The organism is Flavobacterium sp. SLB02 (genome assembly GCF_009664855.1).
In the GTDB taxonomy this organism is placed as follows: domain Bacteria; phylum Bacteroidota; class Bacteroidia; order Flavobacteriales; family Flavobacteriaceae; genus Flavobacterium.
The window spans coordinates 2895265-2916859 of the sequence record NZ_CP045928.1; the positions used below are offsets into that span (position 1 = coordinate 2895265).

The 21595-nt window shown below is 33.7% G+C and carries 19 protein-coding genes; 3 read left to right on the forward strand and 16 right to left on the reverse strand.

From position 1 onward, the window contains the following. Positions 1–13 precede the first annotated feature (13 nt). Positions 14–1657 carry a DUF6377 domain-containing protein gene (locus tag GIY83_RS11020; protein ID WP_194616597.1) on the reverse strand — a complete coding sequence of 548 codons (1644 nt, stop codon included), beginning with the start codon at positions 1655–1657 and terminating at the stop codon, positions 14–16. Between the two features lie 207 nt (positions 1658–1864). On the opposite strand from GIY83_RS11020, the gene GIY83_RS11025 reads away from it, so the two are divergent. Continuing rightward, positions 1865–2209, forward strand: a complete 345-nt coding sequence (locus GIY83_RS11025) for a 5-carboxymethyl-2-hydroxymuconate Delta-isomerase (protein ID WP_194616596.1) — start codon at positions 1865–1867, stop codon at positions 2207–2209. A 364-nt stretch (positions 2210–2573) separates the two neighbouring features. Here the strand turns inward: GIY83_RS11025 and GIY83_RS11030 are convergent, their stop codons facing one another. Together GIY83_RS11030 and GIY83_RS11035 are read right to left on the reverse strand one after the other, a co-directional pair. Continuing rightward, a complete protein-coding gene (locus GIY83_RS11030; protein ID WP_208686942.1) occupies positions 2574–4835 on the reverse strand; it encodes an acyl-CoA dehydrogenase in 2262 nt (753 codons plus the stop codon). 320 nt (positions 4836–5155) lie between these two features. Beyond that, on the reverse strand, positions 5156–6079 hold the full coding sequence (locus GIY83_RS11035) for an EamA family transporter (RefSeq protein ID WP_194616594.1): 924 nt from the start codon (positions 6077–6079) through the stop codon (positions 5156–5158). Positions 6080–6469: 390 nt separating this feature from the next. On the opposite strand from GIY83_RS11035, the gene GIY83_RS11040 reads away from it, so the two are divergent. Next, entirely contained in the window at positions 6470–7888 is a 1419-nt protein-coding gene (locus GIY83_RS11040) for a PLP-dependent aminotransferase family protein (protein WP_194616593.1), read from the forward strand. Between the two features lie 224 nt (positions 7889–8112). On the opposite strand, the gene GIY83_RS11045 is transcribed toward GIY83_RS11040, so the two are convergent. The 8 genes from GIY83_RS11045 to aspA all read right to left on the reverse strand — a co-directional run bounded on the left by GIY83_RS11045 (position 8113) and on the right by aspA (position 15742). Further along, positions 8113–9060: a bestrophin family protein gene (locus tag GIY83_RS11045; RefSeq protein ID WP_194616592.1), complete on the reverse strand. Its 948-nt coding sequence runs from the start codon at positions 9058–9060 to the stop codon at positions 8113–8115. Between the two features lie 48 nt (positions 9061–9108). After that, positions 9109–9831, reverse strand: coding sequence for a hypothetical protein (locus tag GIY83_RS11050; protein ID WP_194616591.1), 723 nt, complete (start codon positions 9829–9831; stop codon positions 9109–9111). A gap of 77 nt (positions 9832–9908) precedes the next feature. Beyond that, on the reverse strand, positions 9909–11312 hold the full coding sequence (locus tag GIY83_RS11055) for a HAMP domain-containing sensor histidine kinase (protein WP_194616590.1): 1404 nt from the start codon (positions 11310–11312) through the stop codon (positions 9909–9911). 1 nt (position 11313) lies between these two features. After that, positions 11314–11988 carry a response regulator transcription factor gene (locus tag GIY83_RS11060; RefSeq protein WP_194616589.1) on the reverse strand — a complete coding sequence of 225 codons (675 nt, stop codon included), beginning with the start codon at positions 11986–11988 and terminating at the stop codon, positions 11314–11316. A 171-nt stretch (positions 11989–12159) separates the two neighbouring features. Continuing rightward, positions 12160–12285, reverse strand: coding sequence for a hypothetical protein (locus GIY83_RS25100; RefSeq protein WP_255474397.1), 126 nt, complete (start codon positions 12283–12285; stop codon positions 12160–12162). A 36-nt stretch (positions 12286–12321) separates the two neighbouring features. Beyond that, positions 12322–12741: a hypothetical protein gene (locus tag GIY83_RS11065; RefSeq protein WP_229029298.1), complete on the reverse strand. Its 420-nt coding sequence runs from the start codon at positions 12739–12741 to the stop codon at positions 12322–12324. 165 nt (positions 12742–12906) lie between these two features. Next, the gene (locus GIY83_RS11070) at positions 12907–14172 is read right to left on the reverse strand and encodes a BamA/TamA family outer membrane protein (RefSeq protein ID WP_208686944.1); all 1266 of its coding nucleotides are present in this window, start codon (positions 14170–14172) and stop codon (positions 12907–12909) included. A gap of 160 nt (positions 14173–14332) precedes the next feature. Further along, positions 14333–15742 carry an aspartate ammonia-lyase gene (gene aspA / locus GIY83_RS11075; RefSeq protein ID WP_194616587.1) on the reverse strand — a complete coding sequence of 470 codons (1410 nt, stop codon included), beginning with the start codon at positions 15740–15742 and terminating at the stop codon, positions 14333–14335. 332 nt (positions 15743–16074) lie between these two features. Between aspA and GIY83_RS11080 the strand changes: the two genes are divergently transcribed. Continuing rightward, positions 16075–16653: a pentapeptide repeat-containing protein gene (locus tag GIY83_RS11080; protein ID WP_194616586.1), complete on the forward strand. Its 579-nt coding sequence runs from the start codon at positions 16075–16077 to the stop codon at positions 16651–16653. Positions 16654–16730: 77 nt separating this feature from the next. Here GIY83_RS11080 and GIY83_RS11085 read toward each other — a convergent pair whose 3' ends face one another. The 5 genes from GIY83_RS11085 to glyA form a co-directional block, all read right to left on the reverse strand. Beyond that, positions 16731–17705, reverse strand: a complete 975-nt coding sequence (locus GIY83_RS11085; protein ID WP_194616585.1) for a hypothetical protein — start codon at positions 17703–17705, stop codon at positions 16731–16733. 82 nt (positions 17706–17787) lie between these two features. Continuing rightward, complete coding sequence (locus GIY83_RS11090; RefSeq protein ID WP_194616584.1) at positions 17788–18285, reverse strand: GNAT family N-acetyltransferase; 498 nt, start codon at positions 18283–18285, stop codon at positions 17788–17790. 23 nt (positions 18286–18308) lie between these two features. Then, the gene (locus GIY83_RS11095) at positions 18309–19349 is read right to left on the reverse strand and encodes a GMP reductase (protein WP_194616583.1); all 1041 of its coding nucleotides are present in this window, start codon (positions 19347–19349) and stop codon (positions 18309–18311) included. A 253-nt stretch (positions 19350–19602) separates the two neighbouring features. Continuing rightward, positions 19603–20196: a tRNA-(ms[2]io[6]A)-hydroxylase gene (locus GIY83_RS11100; RefSeq protein WP_055097892.1), complete on the reverse strand. Its 594-nt coding sequence runs from the start codon at positions 20194–20196 to the stop codon at positions 19603–19605. A 102-nt stretch (positions 20197–20298) separates the two neighbouring features. After that, entirely contained in the window at positions 20299–21573 is a 1275-nt protein-coding gene (gene glyA, locus GIY83_RS11105; RefSeq protein ID WP_194616582.1) for a serine hydroxymethyltransferase, read from the reverse strand. Positions 21574–21595 lie beyond the last annotated feature (22 nt).

Sequence of the window (21595 nt, forward strand, 5' to 3'; positions counted from 1 at the left end):
TTAAAATAAATAATTATACTTTCAATGAAATTAAACCAATTTTCATGACCATTTCTTCAAAATCATTTCGCGAAACTGCCGCTTTATTTCGAGCTCTGGTTCGATAATTATAAATTGTGCTTAAAGAGTAACGAAGGAATGCTGCAATTTTTACACTGTCGGTAATTCCTAAACGAATTAGTGCAAAAATGCGAAGTTCAGTATTCAGCAATTCTCCTTGTTTTAAAACGATTTGTTCTTCCTTAATCAAAAGTGCGTTGAAATCTTTCACGAAAGTGGGATACAAATTCAGGAAGATGATATCGAAATTCTTGTACAATTCCTCCAGTTCATTATCAACAAGAGTCGTTGATTTTAGCATTTTATAAATCTCATCAAACTGTTTGGCTGTGGCTTTTTTGTTGAGTATAATGCGATAATTTTCTAATTTATTGATGTAAGTCGAGCAAAGACTGAAAAAATGCGCGATATATTCCTCTTTAATATGATTCGATTCTGATAACTGTGCATTACGTTCCTGCAACTGATTATTGGTTTCTGTAATATCTTTGTTTAATTCGGCTAATTTTTGACTCGTTTCATAAAGTTCTCCACGTATTCTGGATACTTTTTTCATTTGTTTGTAAACGTAAATAACGGCTACAATCAAAAATGCCGAAAGCAAACTGATGCATAACAAATACAGCTGCAGTTCGGTTTTTCTCTTGGCTTCTTTCTCTAAATAAACGGTATTGATAATCGAATAAACTTCTGACATTAAAAGCGTACGAAACTGAACATTGCAATAAAGTGCGTCTTCGATAGCCGATTGTGTGAGTTTATATGCCATATCTACATCGCCAATTTCATAAAAAACCAATGCCAATTCCTGAAGTGATGCATTGTCTTTATTGGCGTTTTTCAGATCCGAAGTAGCCGAAAGCGCATAAAACTTTTTTCTTGGTTCTAACCGATGTCTTGCCTCATAAATACTGCCTAAAAGATAGGTAATCATGGCATATTGAGGATTATCTTCCTTAATATTTGCAAATAATTGCAGTAACTGTTGTTCTGCCACTTTTAGCTTTTTTTGGGACATCCCCTGCTGAATTTTATTGATCTGATAATTTAATGTATTAGGATCTAAAACAGCAACTAAAGAATCACGGTACTCCCGTATTTTCTGAATGTATTTGATATCATAACTATTGGCAGCATAATGCTCAAAAAACTCACGATAAGCAATATAATAGGTTTGAAGTAACGATTTTGAAAGCGTTTTTTTGTCAATGCTTTTTAAGATAGCTTCGGATTCGCGGTATTTTCCTGAGGAAGAATAAAGGGTTACCAATTGCAGATTGGCTAAGTTCAGCAACTCGTTATTTTGAAGATCGCTGGCAATTTTGAGATTCTTTTTGATATAAAAAATAGCCGAATCTGAGTTGAATTTTTGGTATTCTGTATATAAAGTTTTGTTGTAATTGTATTCTTGTTCCTTAGTTAAATCATCAGATTTTATTTTTTTAAAGTTCAGAATACGCTCTTCTTTGAGCCTCACATAGTGTGCTTTATTTTTTAAAGCCTCATTTAGCTTTGCTAAAATAGTATCGGTGCTGTCTGATGAATAAACAGGGCTACTTAAAAGAACGGAAACAAAAAACAACAGATAATTTTTCAAACCAATTACAGCTATAATGAACTACAAATATAAGAAAGTGCAGATACAAAAATGAATTATTTAGTAAGTCATAAATTTTGAGTTTTGTAACACCAAATCCTGTAAAAACTTAGCAAAGAATATTTAACCTACAGAAACATAATTATCTCAAAAGGATTTTTGTAAATTTGGTTGAAGTCTATTTTTCTAATCTAAAACCACACACAAATGCCTCATTTTATTATTGATTGCTCAGAAAACGTTATACGGTTAAAGTCTGCAGACGAAATTATGCAGGATGTTTTTAATGCAGCATTATCAACTGGTCTTTTTGATGAATCTGAAATTAAGGTTCGTATTAATCCGTTTTCGTATTATAACAACGGAAAATCCCTAAAAGATTTTATTCATGTTTTTGGATATATCATGGAAGGTCGAAATACAGAACAAAAAGCAAATCTTTCGAAAGTAATTGTTTCTAAACTCAATAGAGTACTTCCTGAAGTTTCAGTAATTTCTATCAATATAAAAGATTTTGAGAAGGCAAGTTATTTTAATAAAACGATGCTGTAGTTATAATTTATTTTATTAATGATATAAAAATACTTATATCATTTTGTGGTTTTGCTTTTTTTTGCCACAAATTAAAAAGGATTAGAAAGGATTTTTTTTCTGGTTTGAAAATGAGCAAAATCATTGGCATGCCTAGGAACGAGAGATCTCCACAAGTAACTCTTCATGCAAAATACTTATCTTTGTAGAGCTGCTTGCGGAGATCCCTCGTTCCTCGGGATGACAAAATGCCTCCATAAACTTTGTCAAAGTTCCCGCAAAGATCTATTCTCTTTACTCTTTACTCTTTACTCTTTACTCTTTACTCTTTACTCTTTACTCTTTACTCTTTACTCTTTACTTTTTACTTTTTACTCTTTACTTTTTATCGAACAGCAATTGGCGCCGCCAAACAACTTTCCGGAATATCAAAAGCATTGACCAATGAAACGGCATCCGGACGAATATCCCAACACAACTGATTGACTATCTTACGGATTGCTTTGGTTTTCACGGCTTCCATATAACCGTCTTCAAGATACCAGCCTTTGTTTTTTTCTATTTGTGAAAGCGCGTATAACTGATTCAGTTTGGTTAGTATTTCTTTTGTTTTAATGTCTTTTACGTCTTTTATAGCGAGTTGAAATTGTTCTAAAACCACTCTTTCTAAATACGCCTGAGCGACATCTATCATTTGATGTTGTACAACATTAAAAGCATCATAAGGCTCTAAACCTCCGTCGACTAATTTTTTGATGCGTCGCGCTGCCGAAGCCAAAATTGTTTTTTCTCTATGAATAAAAGCCTGTAAATGAAATTCAGAATCCAGTAAATGTTCATCATCTGTTCTTCGGGTTGCAATTGGATTTTTCTCTGTTAATGCCGTTTTTGCATTTTCGTATACATAATTAATGATTCCCAAAGAACCCATTTCGCCAAACGATTTTCTGAATTCAGCTAAACGGTTTTTAGCCACCAATTGCATCAAAACAGTATTATCACCTTCGAAAGTAGTATAGATTTCGGTGTCATTTTTTAAGGCATCGATTCGGTTTTCAGACAAATATCCTTTTCCTCCAATGGCTTCACGGCATTCCTGCAGAATATCTCTTGTACTCCAGGTCGAATAGGATTTCATTCCTGCTGCAAGAGCTTCGATTTCCTGCATTTCGGCTTCGGTTTTATTCAGGAAGCGATTCGTAAGGTATTGCAAAGCAAAATGAACAGCGTAAGTTTTAGCCAAAGGCGGAATCATTCTTCGCTGATGCATTCTGTAATTTAAAATCGGAACTTCTGATCCGCCTTCTGGTCCAAATTGTCGGCGTTGATCGCTGTAGCGAATGGCAATGGTTAATCCGGATTTGGCTGAAGCCAAAGCAGAACGCGGAATCCCTATTCGGCCTCCAACCAAAGTACCTAACATCGTAAAAAAACGTCTGTTATCACTCGGAATTGGGCTTTCGAATTCGCCTTTGTCATTTACAGAAGCAAAACGATCCAGCATATTTTCTTTCGGAATCACTACATTGTCAAAACTAATTGTTCCGTTATCGACTCCGTTTAATCCCATTTTGTGTCCACAATCGCCAATGGTAATTCCGTTTAAGATATTTCCGTTGGTGTCTCTTAGCGGAACCACAAAAGCATTTACGCCATAATCATGTCCGTCAATAATTAGTTTAGCGAAAACAGTGGCCATTTGGCCGTGAACTGCTGCGTTACCAATATATTCTTTTTGGGCATTTTTATTAGGCGTATGAATCGTAAAAGTTTGGTCGTTATGATTATAGGTTGCTGTAGTTTCAAGACCTTTTACATTCGAACCGTGATGTGTTTCGGTCATCGCGAAACAACCTGGAATTTTTAAAGTTCCAATATCTTTTAAGTATTTAGCGTAATGTTTATCGGTCCCTAACGACTGAACGCTCATTCCCCAGAGTCCAAACTGAACGCCAAATTTGATTACTAAACTCAAATCGTGGTAACTTAGCGTTTCCATAATCGCAAAATAATCGGCTATGTTTTCTCCTCCTCCATATTGTTTTGGATAGGCCATATTTCCAAGATTTTCATCGGCCAGGATTTTACACCAATTGTATACGGTTTGGCGGTATACATTGATATCTGTAGAAGTTTCATAAGCAAATTCAGGCCTTGAAATCACCGATTTTACTTTATTGATAATAGCCGCTTCTTTACCATTTAAAATGTCCGTTATTTTCTGAATATCGAAATCGGCATTGGTTTGGGAATTAGCGGTAAATGAACCTGATTTTATTTTAAAGTTCTGAAGTGCTTCTTCGCCCAGAATTCCGAGATCGTTCTCTAATTTTATAAAATCAGATTGCAGCTTCGAAATATCTACATCTTTTTCTGAAAGGGCCACTGCAATGTCAAAAATGGATTTTATATCGGCTTTATTCTGGATGCTGTTTTCGATATCCAGTTTCCATTGGGTGAGTTCATTTCGCGAAGGCGGATTCGAAATATCTAATCTTGAGACTAATTGTTGTTTTTCTTCGGGCGAAAGCCAGGTCAGGTCGTTGATAAATTTCTGAATCGTAGTAAACTCTTTTTGAGTCAGTAAATCATCAGACCACACTAAATAAAATAACGGAATAAAGGCTTGGAGTTTGGTATTTTTCATATAAATAGTTTGTTCAGTTTGTATTTGTTTTTTTGCCACAGATTTCACAGATTAAAAAGTTTTTTTTTAGCCACGAATTCACAATGATTGCGTAAATGGATTTAAAAAAATGTGAATTGCTTCGCCTGTTCGCTATCGCTCGCCTCGTGGCTATTTTTAAGACACAGAAACTAATCCTTTTAATCTGTGAAATCTGTGGCATTTTTTTTTATCCATTTTATTGCATAAAAAAACAGGAATGAAAATAGTCATTCCTGTTTAAACATCCTGTTAAGATTCTGGTAATTTATATTTTAAACCAATAAAAAATATAAAAAACCTCACGTTATTTTAGAATCTTTGGATATTGTGACAAACTTTTGCTTCATGGCAAAAATATGATGTGAATTGAAAACCAAAACGGCCAGAAAAACAATTCCGTACGCTATAATCTGTATTAATCCGAACTGTTCTTTGTACAGAAACATAGCCAATAGAAAAGCAATCATGGGGTTAATATTTAAAAGCATTCCTACGGTTGAAGAATTAATCCCTGAAAGTGCATATAAATTAAGAAATAGCGGAAAAATCGTGAATAAAATCGCAATGGTTTCTATACAGAAATAGAATTTAAACTCGGTTGGAACGGGCCCGCTGTAAATTGGGTAAAAAGGCAATAAAAACAATGCCGCCAAAGTAATATGAAATGTTAGAATTATAAATTTATCAAAACCTTTATTAACTCTTTGACTTACCAGATAAGATGCATATGTAGAACCTATAATAATGCTAAAAAGCATATCCATAATGTTGGCATATGATAAAAGTAAACAACCAGAAATACTCAATCCAACAGCAATCCATTGGGTTTTGCTTAATTTTTCATGTAAAATAAAATAAGCCAATAAAGTGGTTAAAATAGGACAAACCAAATATGCTAAAGAGGTCGCTTTTACGCTAACGTGGTTCATAACATAAATAAATGTAAACCAATTTGCCATTAGAAATACGCTTCCGCCAATATTTAATAATAATGTTTTTCGTTTCTCATATTTTGGCATTAATTTAAAAGTTTCGACTGCTTCTTTTATTTTTTTTCTTTTAAAAACAAAAGCAATCAACAACATTAGAATACTACAGCTAAAAACACGATAGAATAAAATGTCCAACGAGGCATAGTCATGTATTGGCTTTAAAACCAAACTAAAAAATCCCCAGATTACAAAACAAGTAATGGCAGCTATGTAGTATTTTGTTGTTTTCACGAAGTTCTTTTTGTTTAATTTTCTATTAAAGCAAATTTCTAAAAAATAAAACAGCAATACAGATACAGTTTTTGTAAATTGCACCATAACAGTTTTTTTTTCATGAAATTGTTTTGAGCGGCCAATCACGGGGGATGAAAGCCTGTAATTCATTCCGTTAAGCACTAAATATTGATAGAAATTAGTTTCGGAATACCTTGGCGTGCCGTAGGTATGCAACAAAATGATAACTATTGCGTACCTACGGCACGCTAAAATTATTCTTAATTCTGTTTTCTACCAACATATAGTGCCTAACGGCACATCCAACTCTTGATTCGCATTTGATACTAAATAAACTGAAATGAAGAATACCATATTCCGCTAAAAAACAAATATTATCATCTGCTAATGAAAAATTCAAATTACTTATACATGCAATATGCGGACCGTATTGAGAAGCAAATAAAATCCGGCGTTTTGAATGTTGGTGACAAACTCCCATCGATACGCGAAGTCTGCGCCGAAACAGGTTACAGCATGAGCACAGTAAGTAAAGCGTATTACGAAATCGAAAGCAGATCGTTGATTGAATCGCGACCGCAATCCGGTTATTATGTGAGCAATATTTCCGCCAGAGCGATTCCTGAGCCTTCACCAAGCAGTCCTATTTTAAAATGTGTCAATGTTGACCGCGAAGATTTAATCGATCAGGTGTATGGTAATATGACGGATCCTGATATTACGATGCTTTCTTTGGGTTTTCCGTCGAATGAGCTTCTTCCTATTGCGAAGTTAAATAAGGGAATGGTTCAGGCAATGCGACAACTTCCTAATAGCGGCACTAGTTACGAACAGGTAAAAGGTAATCCGAATTTAAGACGGGAAATTGCTCGATGGTCTTTTACCTGGGGCGGATCATTATCTGAAGAAGATATTATTACCATGCCGGGATGCACAAGTGCGATTTCGCATTGTTTGATGACACTGACCCAACCTGGAGATACCATTATTACTGAAAGTCCTGCTTATTTTGGTATTTTGCAACTGGCCAAATCATTAGGATTGTACATTATGGAATTACCTACCAATATGACAACCGGAATAGAACTGGAAGCATTGAAAAAAGCGCTTTCATCTAAAAAAGTGAAGCTTTGTCTATTAATGAGTAATTTTAGTAATCCGTCAGGGAGTATGATGCCGGCGGAACATAAAATAGAAGTCGTTAAGTTGATGGAGTTTTATAATATTCCCCTAATCGAAGATGATATTCACGGCGATTTGTACTTTGGCACAAGCCGACCAACGAATTGTAAAACCTATGACGAAAGTGGTATTGTACTTTGCTGCAGTTCGGTTTCTAAAACGCTGGCGCCGGGTTATCGTGTGGGCTGGGTTTCGCCGGGAAAATTTAAAAAAGAAATATTACGCAACAAAATTTACCATACGCTCTCCTCTCCTACTATTACGCATCAGGTTGTGGGGGATTTTCTGAAAAATGGACGTTATGAAAACCATCTTCGTAAAATACGTCAGATCCTGAATCATAATTGTAATAATTATATCAATACGGTTTTGGAATCTTTCCCGAAAGGAACCAAGGTGAGTCAGCCACAAGGGGGATTTTTTCTTTGGATCGAGTTGGATAAAAGTGTTGATACGGCGGCTTTTTATCATTTGGCGATGCAACACAAGATTAGTATCGCACCGGGAAGAATTTTCTCTTTTCAGGATCAATTTTCGAATTGTATGCGATTGAGTTTCGGATTGGTGTGGACTTATGAATTGAGAGAATCTATACAAATTTTAGGAAGACTGCTTCATCGATGATAATAAACTACACGAAACTCGACAATCTTTGTGATGGTACACTGATTGCAAGGATTTGCTTCGCAAAAACACAGATCTACACAGATTTTTTGTTTTGTTATCCTCAACGAAGGATCATACAAGAAGTTTAGTTTAAAGAAATCCAAATACCCCATAAAAAAAGCCGGACAACGGGTATGAAACGTTGTCCAGCTAACAAATTGAGAAACCAAAATCAATTTTAATTATAAAACAAAATAAGCGTTGTTTTCCGCTTTTTTAGGCTCAGGCTGAAGATGAAACTCGTTGATAATATCAAATTCGCTTTGGTATTCATTCATCATCTGAGTTATATTTCTTTCAATAGTATTGGCAATAGTGGTTACAGGGGTATCTGTAGCTCTGTTTTCGAATGGATCCTGCAAATGAATCGCCATTCTTTCGATCAAAAAGAAAGCGGCTGCGATAGCTGTAATTAACGGAATTGCAAACCAGCTCAATACACTAATTAATCCAAAAGGCAGTAATAAAATAAACAAACACAATGTCAATCTGATGTACATGCTGTAAGTCGTTGGGAAAATGGTGTTTTTGATCCTCTCGCATTTCCCCATTTCATCACATAATCTTGACAAAGTATTATCAATTTCCACCTGCTGATACATATTGATACGTTTATCATTTTTTGCATTTCGAAGATCTCTTGCGTGCAACAATAAAATGGCATTAGGTATGTTTTGATGGTTCTTTACAAAGCGCAATTCTTCGTCGCTTATCAAACCTTCAAGCGGTTTTATGGCATCTTTATTTCGTAAAGACTCGCCTAAACTATAACACCATGCGATTTGTCGTTTGGCAAAATTTTCTTTGAACTCATTTGCTTCTACAGAAAAATTAGGGTCTTTATAAAAGGTCAGTACTTGCCTGATCAATGTTCTGGAATCATTTACAATCGCTCCCCAAACAATTCGGGCTTCCCACCATCTGTCATAAGCCTGATTCGACTTGAAAGCCAATAATAAGGATATAATGGTTCCAATCATTGTTGGAATTGCAATTGGGATATCTACAGGAAGGTTGATGAAATAATTGTGAAAAACTTCAAATAGTATGGTATAAGCCAATACTAAACTAATTTCTACTTTAATTTTCCCGAGAACGTACTTCATTGGTATTCTTTTCTTTAATAACATATTTTCGGTTTTAAATTAAACTTATATATTTTTCGACGGCAATTGGTCTTACGCCATTTCTTCGTAAAGAGATAAAACCGGAAGTCCTAATCTCTCGTTCATATCTTCTTTTTTTACTTTTTTGAATTTGATTTTCTCTCCTTTACGGGTTTCTACCAGCAAATCGATATCGTATTTTGAGATTGCTTCGGATAAATAAGGAGCGAATTTTTCGTAGTTGTCATCGAAGTTGGCTGTCTGGCTTACAATTTCAAATGAAAAGTTCTCATTCAAAAATTGCTGAACATCTTTTACATGCATATTGGCACGGGCATTTTCGATATAAAGCGCTTTATTAAAGTCTTCTTTGTATTGCTCTGTTCCTAAATGCAATATTGGACATTTTTGGTTGGCTGCCAACTGAATCAAATATTGGTGAATTCGTTTTGTTTCTTGTTTATAAGAGTGTGTAAGAATGACCAATTTTACAGAGAAAACATCTATAATGCGTTTGAAAATTGGAGATGAAAGGCCGTACTGGTTTTGTACTTTTATTTTACAATTTGGAGTATGCTCGATAATATAGCGACAAGTATCAAGTACTATTTCCTGACTAGGTGTAAGTCCGGTACGCATTTCGCGCAAATAGCCTGAAGAAGAAAAAGTATCCGGGGCATCAGCAACCATCATTAAAATGATTTCGCAACCTGATGATTTTGCCTGGCTTACTGCTGATTTTACAGCGCAAATAGTATCATCTTTTAAAGTCGTAGGTATAAGGAAATTTTTCATAAGTATAATCGTTTAGTTTATACATACAAAATAACTTCCCTAAAATTAGAAAGGACTTAATATAAAATTAGAACTTTCTAAGATTCAACATTAGAATTTTTAATGTTGTTCTTTTTGATTTTTGATTTATTAAAAACAATAGTTACAATAGTCCCTTTATTTTGTTCTGACTGTACTTGTATTTCACCATCGTGCATGCGAATGATTTTTGAGGCCAAAGGAAGCCCTAAACCATACCCTATATATTTAGTGGCTATTTTTCCTCTAAAGAAAGGCTCATACAAATGCGGAATATCTTCGGGAGGAATACCAATACCAATATCGTTAATCGCTATTTTAATCATTTCCTGATTGGCAGAAAGCGTTACAAAGACTTCATTATTATCAGAATACTTCACGCCATTGGTAACAATATTATTAATTGCCAGTTCTAAAAGAGGTTTATTGCACGGAATTAATAATAGATTAGAATCGTTTGGAGCGAAATTAAATTTCATACTCACACGATTATCAGGATAAATTTTATCTAAATCTGATTTTACATCCATTAATAATTCGTCGATTCTCGCGATATCCAATACTTGCTTTTTACCGTCGTAACCGGTTTGAGTAAGTTTTAGCAGGCTTTCTGTAAGGTTTCCTAATTTTGAAGCCTGGCTGTAAATATTTTCTAATGACTGAATATATTCTGATACTTCGCGTTCTTTAAGAAGCATAATTTCAGACTCAGCAATAATGGTGGTTATTGGCGTTTTTAATTCGTGCGAAGCGTTGTTGATAAAATTGGCCTGAATCTCAAAAGAGGTTTCTAAACGGTCCAGCATATCATTGAATGTTTCAGTAAGATCTGAGATTTCGTCTGAGTTTTTTACTTCCGGCAATCGGTTATGAAGATTAGAAGCACTAATTCTATTTACTTCTTTGGTAATTCTTGCTACGGGATTAATTACTCGTTTTGCAAGAAAGCGCCCTAAGAAAAAAGCCAGAAATATAAATCCGATACCGCCAAAAAGCATGATTTTTACAATATAAATTGTCGTTGTAGGGCCTTTTTGATCCCTTGCTCCCACAATTACAATGTATCTTTGACTTCTTTCTGTAAAAACCTGTCCTAAATAATATTTGTTATCTTTTTCAAAATAATCTTCTCCTGATTTTAGAACATTGGTATAAAATTCATTGGGTAAATTTAAGTTGGTATTGTAATCAAAACTATTGGCGCTGTTTATTTTAAGAACAAATTCTTCTTCTTCTATAAGTTCTTCCAGTCCGTCTTTTTTCAGGTTTTTATAATACTTGATTTTTTCAGGATCATTTTGAAAATGAATTGAAGCTACAATTTTGGCCCTGTCTTCTAATCGTTTTAAGAAATGATAACGATTGTTATCCTGAAACAAGACAAAGACAATAATACACAACAATAGTGTACTAAAGCTGGAAAGAGCTACATAAGTAAAAGTAATTTTTTTTCTTATATCCATTTTATGGTTTTATAACATAACCCAAACCTTTCATGGTATGAATAAGTTTGGTGGCAAAAGGTTTATCTATTTTTTTGCGCAGATAGGTAATATACACGTCAACAACATTGGTATTCATATCAAAATTAATATCCCAGACATTATCTAAGATTTGATCACGCGAAACAATCTGACCGCTATTTTTAGCTAAATAATACAGTAATTTAAACTCTTTGGCAGTTAAAACAATAGATTCTCCCTCTCTTTTTACCGTTTTAGCGCGGGCATTTATTTCTAAATCGCCTACCGTAATACTGTCGATCCTTTCTGTTTCCTGATGTGCTCTTCTGTGCAATGCATTTACCCTTGCGTCAAGTTCCCCAAATTTAAAAGGCTTAACCAAATAATCATCGGCACCGGCGTTAAGTCCGGTTACAATATTTTCTGAAGTTCCAAGAGCTGTTAAAAGCAAAACAGGCACAAAATTCTTGCTGGCACGCAGTCGTCTGCAAATTTCAATTCCGTTAATATCCGGTAACATTACGTCTAAGATTACAACATCAAAATTATAATTATGAAGCATTTCCAGGGCTGTTTTCCCATCCATTGCGACACTAACTTCGTTGTTGTTTTCAGCAAATCCTTTACGTAAAATAGATAAAAGATTTGGTTCGTCTTCGACTATAAGTAATTTCATATTATTAAGTGGTATGAAAAACAAAAATAGGGATTGAGTTTAAAAATATAAATCACAATAGTTATAAATTATGATTTAATTATGAACAATAGCTTTTAGCAACCATAAAAAAAGCACTCACAAATAGTGAATGCTTTTATATTTTTAAGGATGATTTATAGGGGGATTAAATTAGTTTTTAAAGTTAAAACTCAACACAGCACCTAAACCAAACTGATATGTACTTACATGATCCTGAACTGCAACCGGACCAAAATAATAGGACCAATAGTAACTATCTCCAACGGCTGCTGACATCGATTGTAAATAAGCATTGATATTTACAGAAACTGATTAAGCAGTTTTGATTTTTACGCCACCTTTTATATCCCAGGCAAAATAAGTTCCACTGCCGCTCTGAGGCGTTTCGAGAATACTAACCCTGGCACCAGCCCCCAGATAAGGCAATAAATTTGATCCTGTATCAAAATAATGGGTGAAATCTGCAAGGATAAAGTTAAATGCTCCTTTGTCTTTACCTGCATTTAACTGATTTCCTAAGGGGTCATCTAATGGTATTTTGACATCTGTTCTTAAATACTTTAACTCAACTGAGTTATTTGTCGAACAGAAATACTCAAATCCTGCACCGTATTGAAAACCATCTTCAATCGTTGCAGAATAACCGTCATAATCTAACTTATCTGAAAAGTTATAACCACCATACAAATTAAGAGAAAAAGACCTTGCATATTGTGCGTTCGCTCCTATCACCGACGGGAAAAGAACCAAAAAAAAACGTACTGTTTCATAATGTTTGTTTTTGAAAGTTAAATGAATTCCAAATTTAAGTTTTTCCCTTATAAAAATTAATGTTTTTTTTTAAGATAAAATTCGTACATAGAACTCACAACAATGTAACATACATCAATTTACAATTTAAAATGTTTCGCCAGCATTTAGATAAAATCCTTTTGAATTATTCCCCCAGGCATAATCTACAATCAAATTGGTTCGTGTTTTTTTATCGATCAAAATGCGCAAGCCAAGACCCGCCGCTGGCTGAATTGACTTGAATAAGGAAATATTATTATCTACATTACTTGCCGTAACAAAGTTGGTAAAAACGGTACCGCTTATCATCTGGTCACAGGTAATTGGAAACCTGAATTCGGTTGAAAGATAGACTAAACCGTTTCCTCGAAATAATCCTTGTGTATAACCTTCTCCGCTTCGACTTCGCTGATCCCAGCCTATTGCAGGCAAATTCAGGTACGGAACTTTTCCTCTGGTTATAAATTGTCCGTAAGCCCAAAGTGCTAAAATGTATCTTTCATTTTTGCTCGAAAGGGGTATGAAATGGCGATATTCAGCGTATAAAACATTACTATATTCCTGATTATTAAACAAAACAGGATTAAAACGATAATTGATATTAGCAAACCAACCGCGGGTAGAATTTACCTGATTGTCTCTGGAATCGTATACTAAATTGAGGCTCACACCACTTAAAAAATATTCTAAATCATTAAATCCGTGTTTTTGACTGTAATTATAATGATAAGTATATTTTCCATTTTCTACATCCAGATCTTTATCTTTTATACTGGCATACCAGTCGAGATTTATTCCTCCGCCTACATAAAAATTTTTATACACTTCAAAAGAAACGGTTTGGTGAAACTTAAAATAATCATAATCCATAGGCTGCGCTAGCGAATCGATGCTAAAATTGTTCTCCTTGCTGTGGTGTGGGATTATATCTGTTCCTAGCCCGTAATTTGGCTGAGAAAAAATATATAGACGATAATCTCCGCTTAAAAAAATCTTGTTGTTATTGAGCAAGATATTATTCTTGACATTTACCAGCCATTGTTTCTTTGTGGTATAGGTTATCCCCAGATTTGCGATGGAGTATTTATCTGATTCTAGTTTTCCTTTGAAAGTATATTGCGCTACTGCACCAAAAAAAAATCCGGTTGCAGGCTGAGAGCCAATTGCCGGAATAACAAGAAAAAAGTTGTTTTTTGAAGGTTTAGCTACAGATGCAGAATCTTTCTTTTTGAAGATTTCTAAAATGGTTCTTGTGGGACATAATTTCGGATTAACATTTTCTGTTTGTGCTATCGTTTTAAATGAAATAAAAAAGACTAACCCTAAGATTTTATAATGATGAAAATAATTATTTTTTAAAAATTTTATCATCTGAAAGTTTTAATTTTTCGAAATAACATTCAATCCTCACGTAAATATACATCTTATTTCCAACGTTTTACAATTCAATTTTAATAAAAAACAAAATTCTAAAACATAAAAAAAGCCGTCAATACAATTGACAGCCTTATAAACTTATAAGTCTTTTTTCTTATTTCGTGATAAATTTTGGATTGATAAGGTTATCTAGTGAGTAAATTTCATCCCATTTTTCCTGTGTGATTAGTTTTCTCTCTACTACAACAATGTCATGAACACTTTTATTCATTTTTAAAGCTTCTCCCGCGATACTGGCACTTACTTCGTAACCTAAAATTGGATTCAATTGTGTTACAATCCCAATGCTGTTCATTACCAAATTGTAACAATGATCTGTATTTGCGGTAATTCCAATGATACATTTATCAATCAAAGTCTGAATCGCGTTCGAAAGATAATCTAATGAAGTAAACATCGCAAAAGCGATTACAGGCTCCATTACGTTCAACTGCAATTGTCCCGCTTCAGCCGCCATAGTAACCGTTAAATCCTGACCTATTACATAAAAACAAGTCTGGTTTACTACCTCTGGAATTACAGGATTTACTTTTCCCGGCATGATAGAAGATCCTGGCTGACGTGCAGGCAAATTGATTTCGTTGAAACCTGTTCTTGGTCCCGAGCTCAATAATCGTAAATCGTTGCAGATTTTAGAAATTTTTACTGCTGTTCTTTTTAATGTTCCCATAATTTGAACGTAAGCTCCTGTATCTACTGTAGCTTCGATTAAATCAGGAGAAAGTGTCAACGGAATACCAACTTCTTTGGCTAAATAGTTCACGCAAATTTCAGGATATCCTTCAGGTGCGTTTACTCTTGTACCAATTGCGGTTGCTCCCATATTGATTTCGAGAACCAAACTCTGAGCTTCTTTTAATCTTCTAACATCTTCGCCTATTGTAGTGGCATACGATTTAAATTCTTGCCCTAAAGTCATCGGAACTGCATCTTGCAATTGGGTTCTTCCCATTTTAAGAACGCTTTTAAATTCTTGTCCTTTTGCAGCAAAAGCAACTTCTAAACCTTCTAATGTTTTAATAAAGCTTTCCATTTTCATATAAAGCGCAATTCTAAATGCCGATGGATAAGCATCGTTTGTAGATTGGGAACAATTGACATGATTATTGGGGTGCAAAAAATTGTAATCTCCTTTTTTATGTCCCAGATATTCCAGACCAATATTGGCAATTACCTCATTTACATTCATATTTACCGAGGTTCCTGCGCCACCCTGAATTAAATCGCTCACAAATTCCTGATCGAATTTACCAGCAATAACCTGATCACTTCCGTAACAGATGGCTTCGGCAATTTTTGGATCAAGTGCACCACAATCTTTATTAGCCAAAGCTGCTGCTTTTTTTACATAGCCTAAAGCTTTAATAAATAAAGGTTCTTTCGAAATTGGAATTCCTGTAATATTAAAATTCTCTACAGCCCTGAAAGTTTGGATACCATAATACAAATGATTCGGAATATCTAATTCTCCTAAAAAATCATGTTCTTTTCTTGTTGATCCCATATAATATATGTGTTACGTTTTAACTTAAAAAATCACTGTAAAGCTACTGCGAAATACTATTATAATAAAACATTTCAAATTAAAAATCAATAATTTTTTACAAAAATAAAACCTTAAAATTAAACACTTATCATTTTAAATCCTTAAAAATATCATATTCATAAAAAAACCATGAGTAAAAACCGTCTTAATTTAGAACAAATACAATCTTAACCGGCCTGTTTTCCTGAAAAAAATTCCTCTTTAAAACTAAAAAATTAACACCATTTTGTAGATAATTAATGCAACGTAATTATTATCTTTTCACCCTCAAATAATCATCAAAAATTACCTTGAAAAAAGAGTCTGAATATTTCCTTGATAAAGAATACGATACCATTACTTATGGTAGAGATGATGTGAATTTTAAGGATTTTGAATGTTGCGTTTTCAATAATTGTAATTTTTCGGCCTGTACTTTTTTAGCCGTTACTTTTATTGATTGTGTTTTTAACGATTGTATTTTTAATGAGGCTAAAATAAATTATGTCTCTTTTAGAACAGCAACTTTTAACCGATGCGAAATCAAAGAAGTGAATTTTGCCATGTGCGACAAACTCATTTTTGAAGTTCATTTTTATGATTGCATTCTGGATTTTTCGAAGTTTTATACCTTAAAGATCAAAGGAACTACGTTTACCAATTGTAGCTTAATTGCAGTGGATTTTATGGCTACAGATCTTACAAGCGTTTTTTTTGATCATTGCGATTTATACCGCTCAGAATTTGATAAAGCCATCGCTAACAAAGCCGATTTTAAAACGAGTTATAACTACACCATTGATCCATCAAAAACTAAACTAAAAAAAGCTGTTTTTGCTTTGAAAGAATTAAAAGGTTTACTGTTTAAGCATGATGTGATTGTGAGTTAAAAAAATAAAAAAAGCCAGTTATAAAACTGACTCTTGATTAATATTTTTTACTTGGGAAATTTATCCTATTTATTGTACTATTTTATCTTTATACTTTCAGCGATTTTTGTGTACTCACTAAAATGAGTATATTTTTTTGATATGTCAGTTCCTAAAAATTGAATTATACCTTTTGGTGTTTGCTTTATATACTGATACATTTTTAATTCTTTTCCTTCAAAAACCCCAGACATTTCAACTTTTATAATTTCATTTACACCTTCTTTACATTTTTCTTCAGAGATCACCTTTATTTTAATATTTTTCTCTTTATAAATATTATTTCCATATTTATATATCAATTTATCACTGTAAGTTTTTAAATCAAAGCCATTAAGATTATTGGGTAAAACTCCAATTAAAAAATTATTTATGTAGATCCCATTACCAACTAATTGTTCTTTACCAATAGTATATGTACCAAAATTACTCATGACATTTAATAACTCAAATTCTGATTTTTTTAAATCAACATCATAAAATAAATTATCACTAATATTTACTTTGATATTCTTATCATAATATGTACTTAAAACTAAATCTGTTATTTCCTTTCTTTCTTTTTCATCATTTGGAAAAACTCCCATAACTAAAACTGAAAAAGAAGTATCTCCAAAGGCAAGAATTATTTGCTCTGAATCATTATTTTGAGGAGCAAGAACAAAATAAGCATCATAAAGTCCTAATTTTAATTCTTTCTTTACTCTTGTTCTTCCGCCTTGCTTTTCTAGCTCATCAATTTTATTACTTATTTTAATAACAGACTTATGATAGTCTTGGTTTGGAATTTCAATAACTTGAAAATAATTTTTCGAATCTTTTTGAAATCTTTTTAACTCATTATAATATATATAATCTTTAGATTCATTTATCAATATTTTTGTGCCTTTTACATTTACTTTATTTTCAATGTTTGAAACTTTAATTTGATCAGGAATATTTATTGATTGCGCTGAACTTTCACAACTAAAAATTGAAATTATGAACAAAAATACTATTGCGATATACCTCATTTATTTTGTATTTATTTTTAACTTTTTAAATCTATTCAACGCCAAATCTACAAACGAATCGAACACATAAAAAATTAAAAAATCACAGCTTTTTCTTCATTACATAATCTTCCATCAAATAACCATTTCCAATATTGATATTTACTTCATCAATGATTTCAAAGCCTATTTTTTTATAAAAACCCAGAGCCGAATTAAATCGATTTACATTTAAGAATAAGGCTGTTGAATTATTTTCCAAAGCTAATTTTCCAATTTTGTCAATAACTTTTTTACCAATTCCTTTTCCTTGTGTTTCCGGCAAAAGATATATTTTATGGATTTTAGTTATTGCTTCTTCGTTATAATGATGTTCAATTCCGACAAAACCTATATTAGTTTCATCTTCATCAATCATATAAAATAATTGTATTTTTTTATTGTATTGTTCGTTTAAAGCTTCAGTAGAATAAAAAAGACCCAACATATAATCCAATTGTTCTTTTGATAGGATTTCACCGTAAGTAATTGGCCATGTAATATTTACTATATTCTGAATTTGCTTAATATCGTTTATGGTTGCTGCTGTAATCGTAATCATAATTCTATGTAAAATGCTTTTTATTATTTAGTAAAAATTTGATTTTCCTGTTCGCTTACGCGGATAAAAGTCGTTCGTTTTGTCAATTCTTTTAATCTCGAAGCGCCTACATAAGTACATGTGCTTCGTAAACCTCCTAAAATGTCTAAAACTGTATTAATAGCCTGACCTTTATAAGGAACCTGAACTGTTTTTCCTTCGCTGGCTCTGTATTCTGCAACTCCTCCAACATATTTATCCATTGCCGTTGTAGAACTCATTCCGTAAAATTGTTTGAATTTTTCGCCGTTTATTTCGATCAGTTCTCCTCCACTTTCAGTATGCCCTGCAAGCATTCCGCCCAACATAACAAAATCTGAGCCTGCACCAAAAGCTTTAGCAACATCTCCGGGAGTTTTACATCCGCCATCGCTTATAATATGTCCGCCTAATCCATGCGCAGCATCGGCGCATTCTATAATCGCCGAAAGTTGCGGATATCCTACGCCTGTTTTTACACGCGTTGTACAAACTGAACCAGGACCAATTCCCACTTTTACGATATCGGCTCCAGCCAATAATAGTTCTTCGACCATTTCCCCTGTCACAACATTTCCGGCAATAATGACTTTATCAGGAAATTGTTTTCGGGTTTGTTTTAAAAACTGAACAAAATGTTCTGAATAACCGTTTGCTACATCAATACAAATAAATTTAAGCAAAGGATTTGCAGTTATAATTTGGCTGATTTTAGCAAAATCTTCTTTTCCTGTTCCTGTACTAATAGCGATATAATCGTAAAAATCAGGTGTGACATTTTTCAGGAAATCATTCCATTCTTCTAATGAATAATGCTTATGAATTGCTGTAAAAAGCTTTTCTTTAGCCAGAACCTGTGCCATTTCAAAAGTCCCCACCGTATCCATATTGGCTGCTATAATAGGAATTCCTGTCCAGATTGTGGTAGAATGCAAAAATTTAAAATTTCGCTCCAGCGAGACTTCAGATCTGCTTTTTAGTGTAGATCTTTTTGGTCGAATCATTACATCTTTAAACCCTAATTTCAGATCTGTTTCAATTCTCATGGCTTTAAGTTTTGGTTACTCTCAAATATAAGGAATTTTAGATTGCTGATTTTGGATTTTAGATTATTAAAACTTTGCGCTTAATTTTGGCCACGGATAACACGGATTCGCTATCGCGAAAACACGGATTGATACGGATTTTTATTTCCTCTACTTTTTTATTTCACAGAGATTCACCGAGAATGCACTGAGATTCACAAAGCTTTCTTTAATTTTGGAATTTGGAATTTTAAAAATTGGAATTTTAATTTCACTATCCATGAATCGTTTCTCCTTTTCCGTAATTGGTAATGATCGATTCTTCATAGGCTAACCATTCTCTCCAACGTTTTTCAACATCGATTCCTACTCCGTATTTTCTGGCGTAAGTGATGAAAGTAGTGTAATGTCCTGCTTCGCTTTCCATTAATTCTCTATAAAAAACAGCTAATTCTTCGTCCTGAATATTTTCAGATAAAACTTTGAAACGTTCGCAGCTTCTGGCTTCGATCATTGCTGAAAAGAGTAATCTTTCGACTAAACCTGAGACTCTGCTGCCATCTCCGCTTTTCTTCATATATAAATACAATTCATTTACATAATCGTCTTTGCGTTCGCGGCCTAGTTTTAATCCTCTTTTGATGATGATATTGTGAACCTGCTCAAAATGATCGATTTCTTCTTTGGCTAAAGCCAATAAATCTTTTACCAAATCCTGATGTTCAGAGTTATTGGTAATAATAGTAATCGCGTTTGTTGCTGCTTTTTGTTCGCACCAAGCGTGATCTGTCAGTATTTCTTCAATATTTTTTTCTACTATATTTACCCATCTTGGGTCTGTTGGCAATTGTAATCTTAATACGCCCATTTCTAAAGTTATGAGTTAAAAGTTATGAGTTATAAAAGCAAAAATCGAAAGTCAAAATAAGACTTTTGACTTTCGATTTTAAAACTTTAAGACTTATCTTAATTAATATACGAAAATCGGTCTTTCGCTCATCATTTCGTTTACTTCGTTAGCTACTTCTTCAATAACTGCTTCATTTGTATGATCAGCTAATACTTTATCGATAAGTGCTACGATAGTTTCCATGTCTTCTTCAACTAAACCACGAGTTGTGATTGCAGCTGTTCCTACACGAATTCCTGAAGTTACAAATGGTGATTTATCATCAAATGGAACCATATTTTTATTTACAGTGATTTCTGCTTTTACTAATGCATTTTCAGCTTCTTTACCAGAAATATTTTTATTTCTTAAGTCAATAAGCATCATATGGTTATCAGTTCCGCCAGAAATAATTTGGTATCCTCTTTTTACAAAAGCATCTGCCATAGCGTTTGCATTTTTTTGCAATTGCATAGCATAAGTAAAGAACTCATCTTTTAATGCTTCACCAAAAGCAACCGCTTTAGCAGCGATAATGTGCATTAAAGGTCCTCCTTGGTTTCCAGGGAAAACAGCAAGATCTAATAAAGATGACATCATTCTGATTTCTCCTTTTGGAGTTTTTAATCCTTGTGGGTTTTCGAAATCTTTACCCATCAAGATCAAACCTCCACGTGGTCCGCGCAAAGTTTTATGAGTTGTTGTAGAAACAATATGACAATGAGGAATTGGGTCATTCATTAATCCTTTCGCAATAAGACCTGCAGGATGTGAAATATCAGCAAACAAAATAGCTCCAACGCTGTCAGCAATTACTCTGAAACGCTCAAAATCCATATCACGAGAATACGCTGATGCTCCTGCGATGATTAATTTTGGCTGCTCTTTAGTTGCAATTTCCTGAATTTTATCGTAGTCTAAACGACCAGTCTCAGCATCTACACCATAAAAAACTGGACGGTATAAACGACCTGAAAAGTTTACAGGAGAACCGTGAGTCAGGTGACCACCGTGAGATAAGTCGAAACCTAATATAGTATCACCAGGATTTAAACACGCATGGTAAACTGCTGTATTGGCCTGAGATCCTGAGTGAGGCTGAACGTTTGCATATTCAGCACCAAATAATTCTTTAGCTCTGTCGATTGCAATTTGCTCAATAACGTCAACTACTTCACAACCTCCGTAGTATCTTTTGCCAGGATATCCTTCGGCATATTTGTTAGTTAAAACAGAACCAGCTGCTTCCATTACCTCATCACTTACAAAATTCTCTGAAGCGATAAGTTCTAATCCGTGAATTTGTCTGTCTTGTTCCTCTAGTATAAGGTCAAAAATTTGTTCGTCGCGTTGCATTTTTTCGTTTTTCGTTAATTTC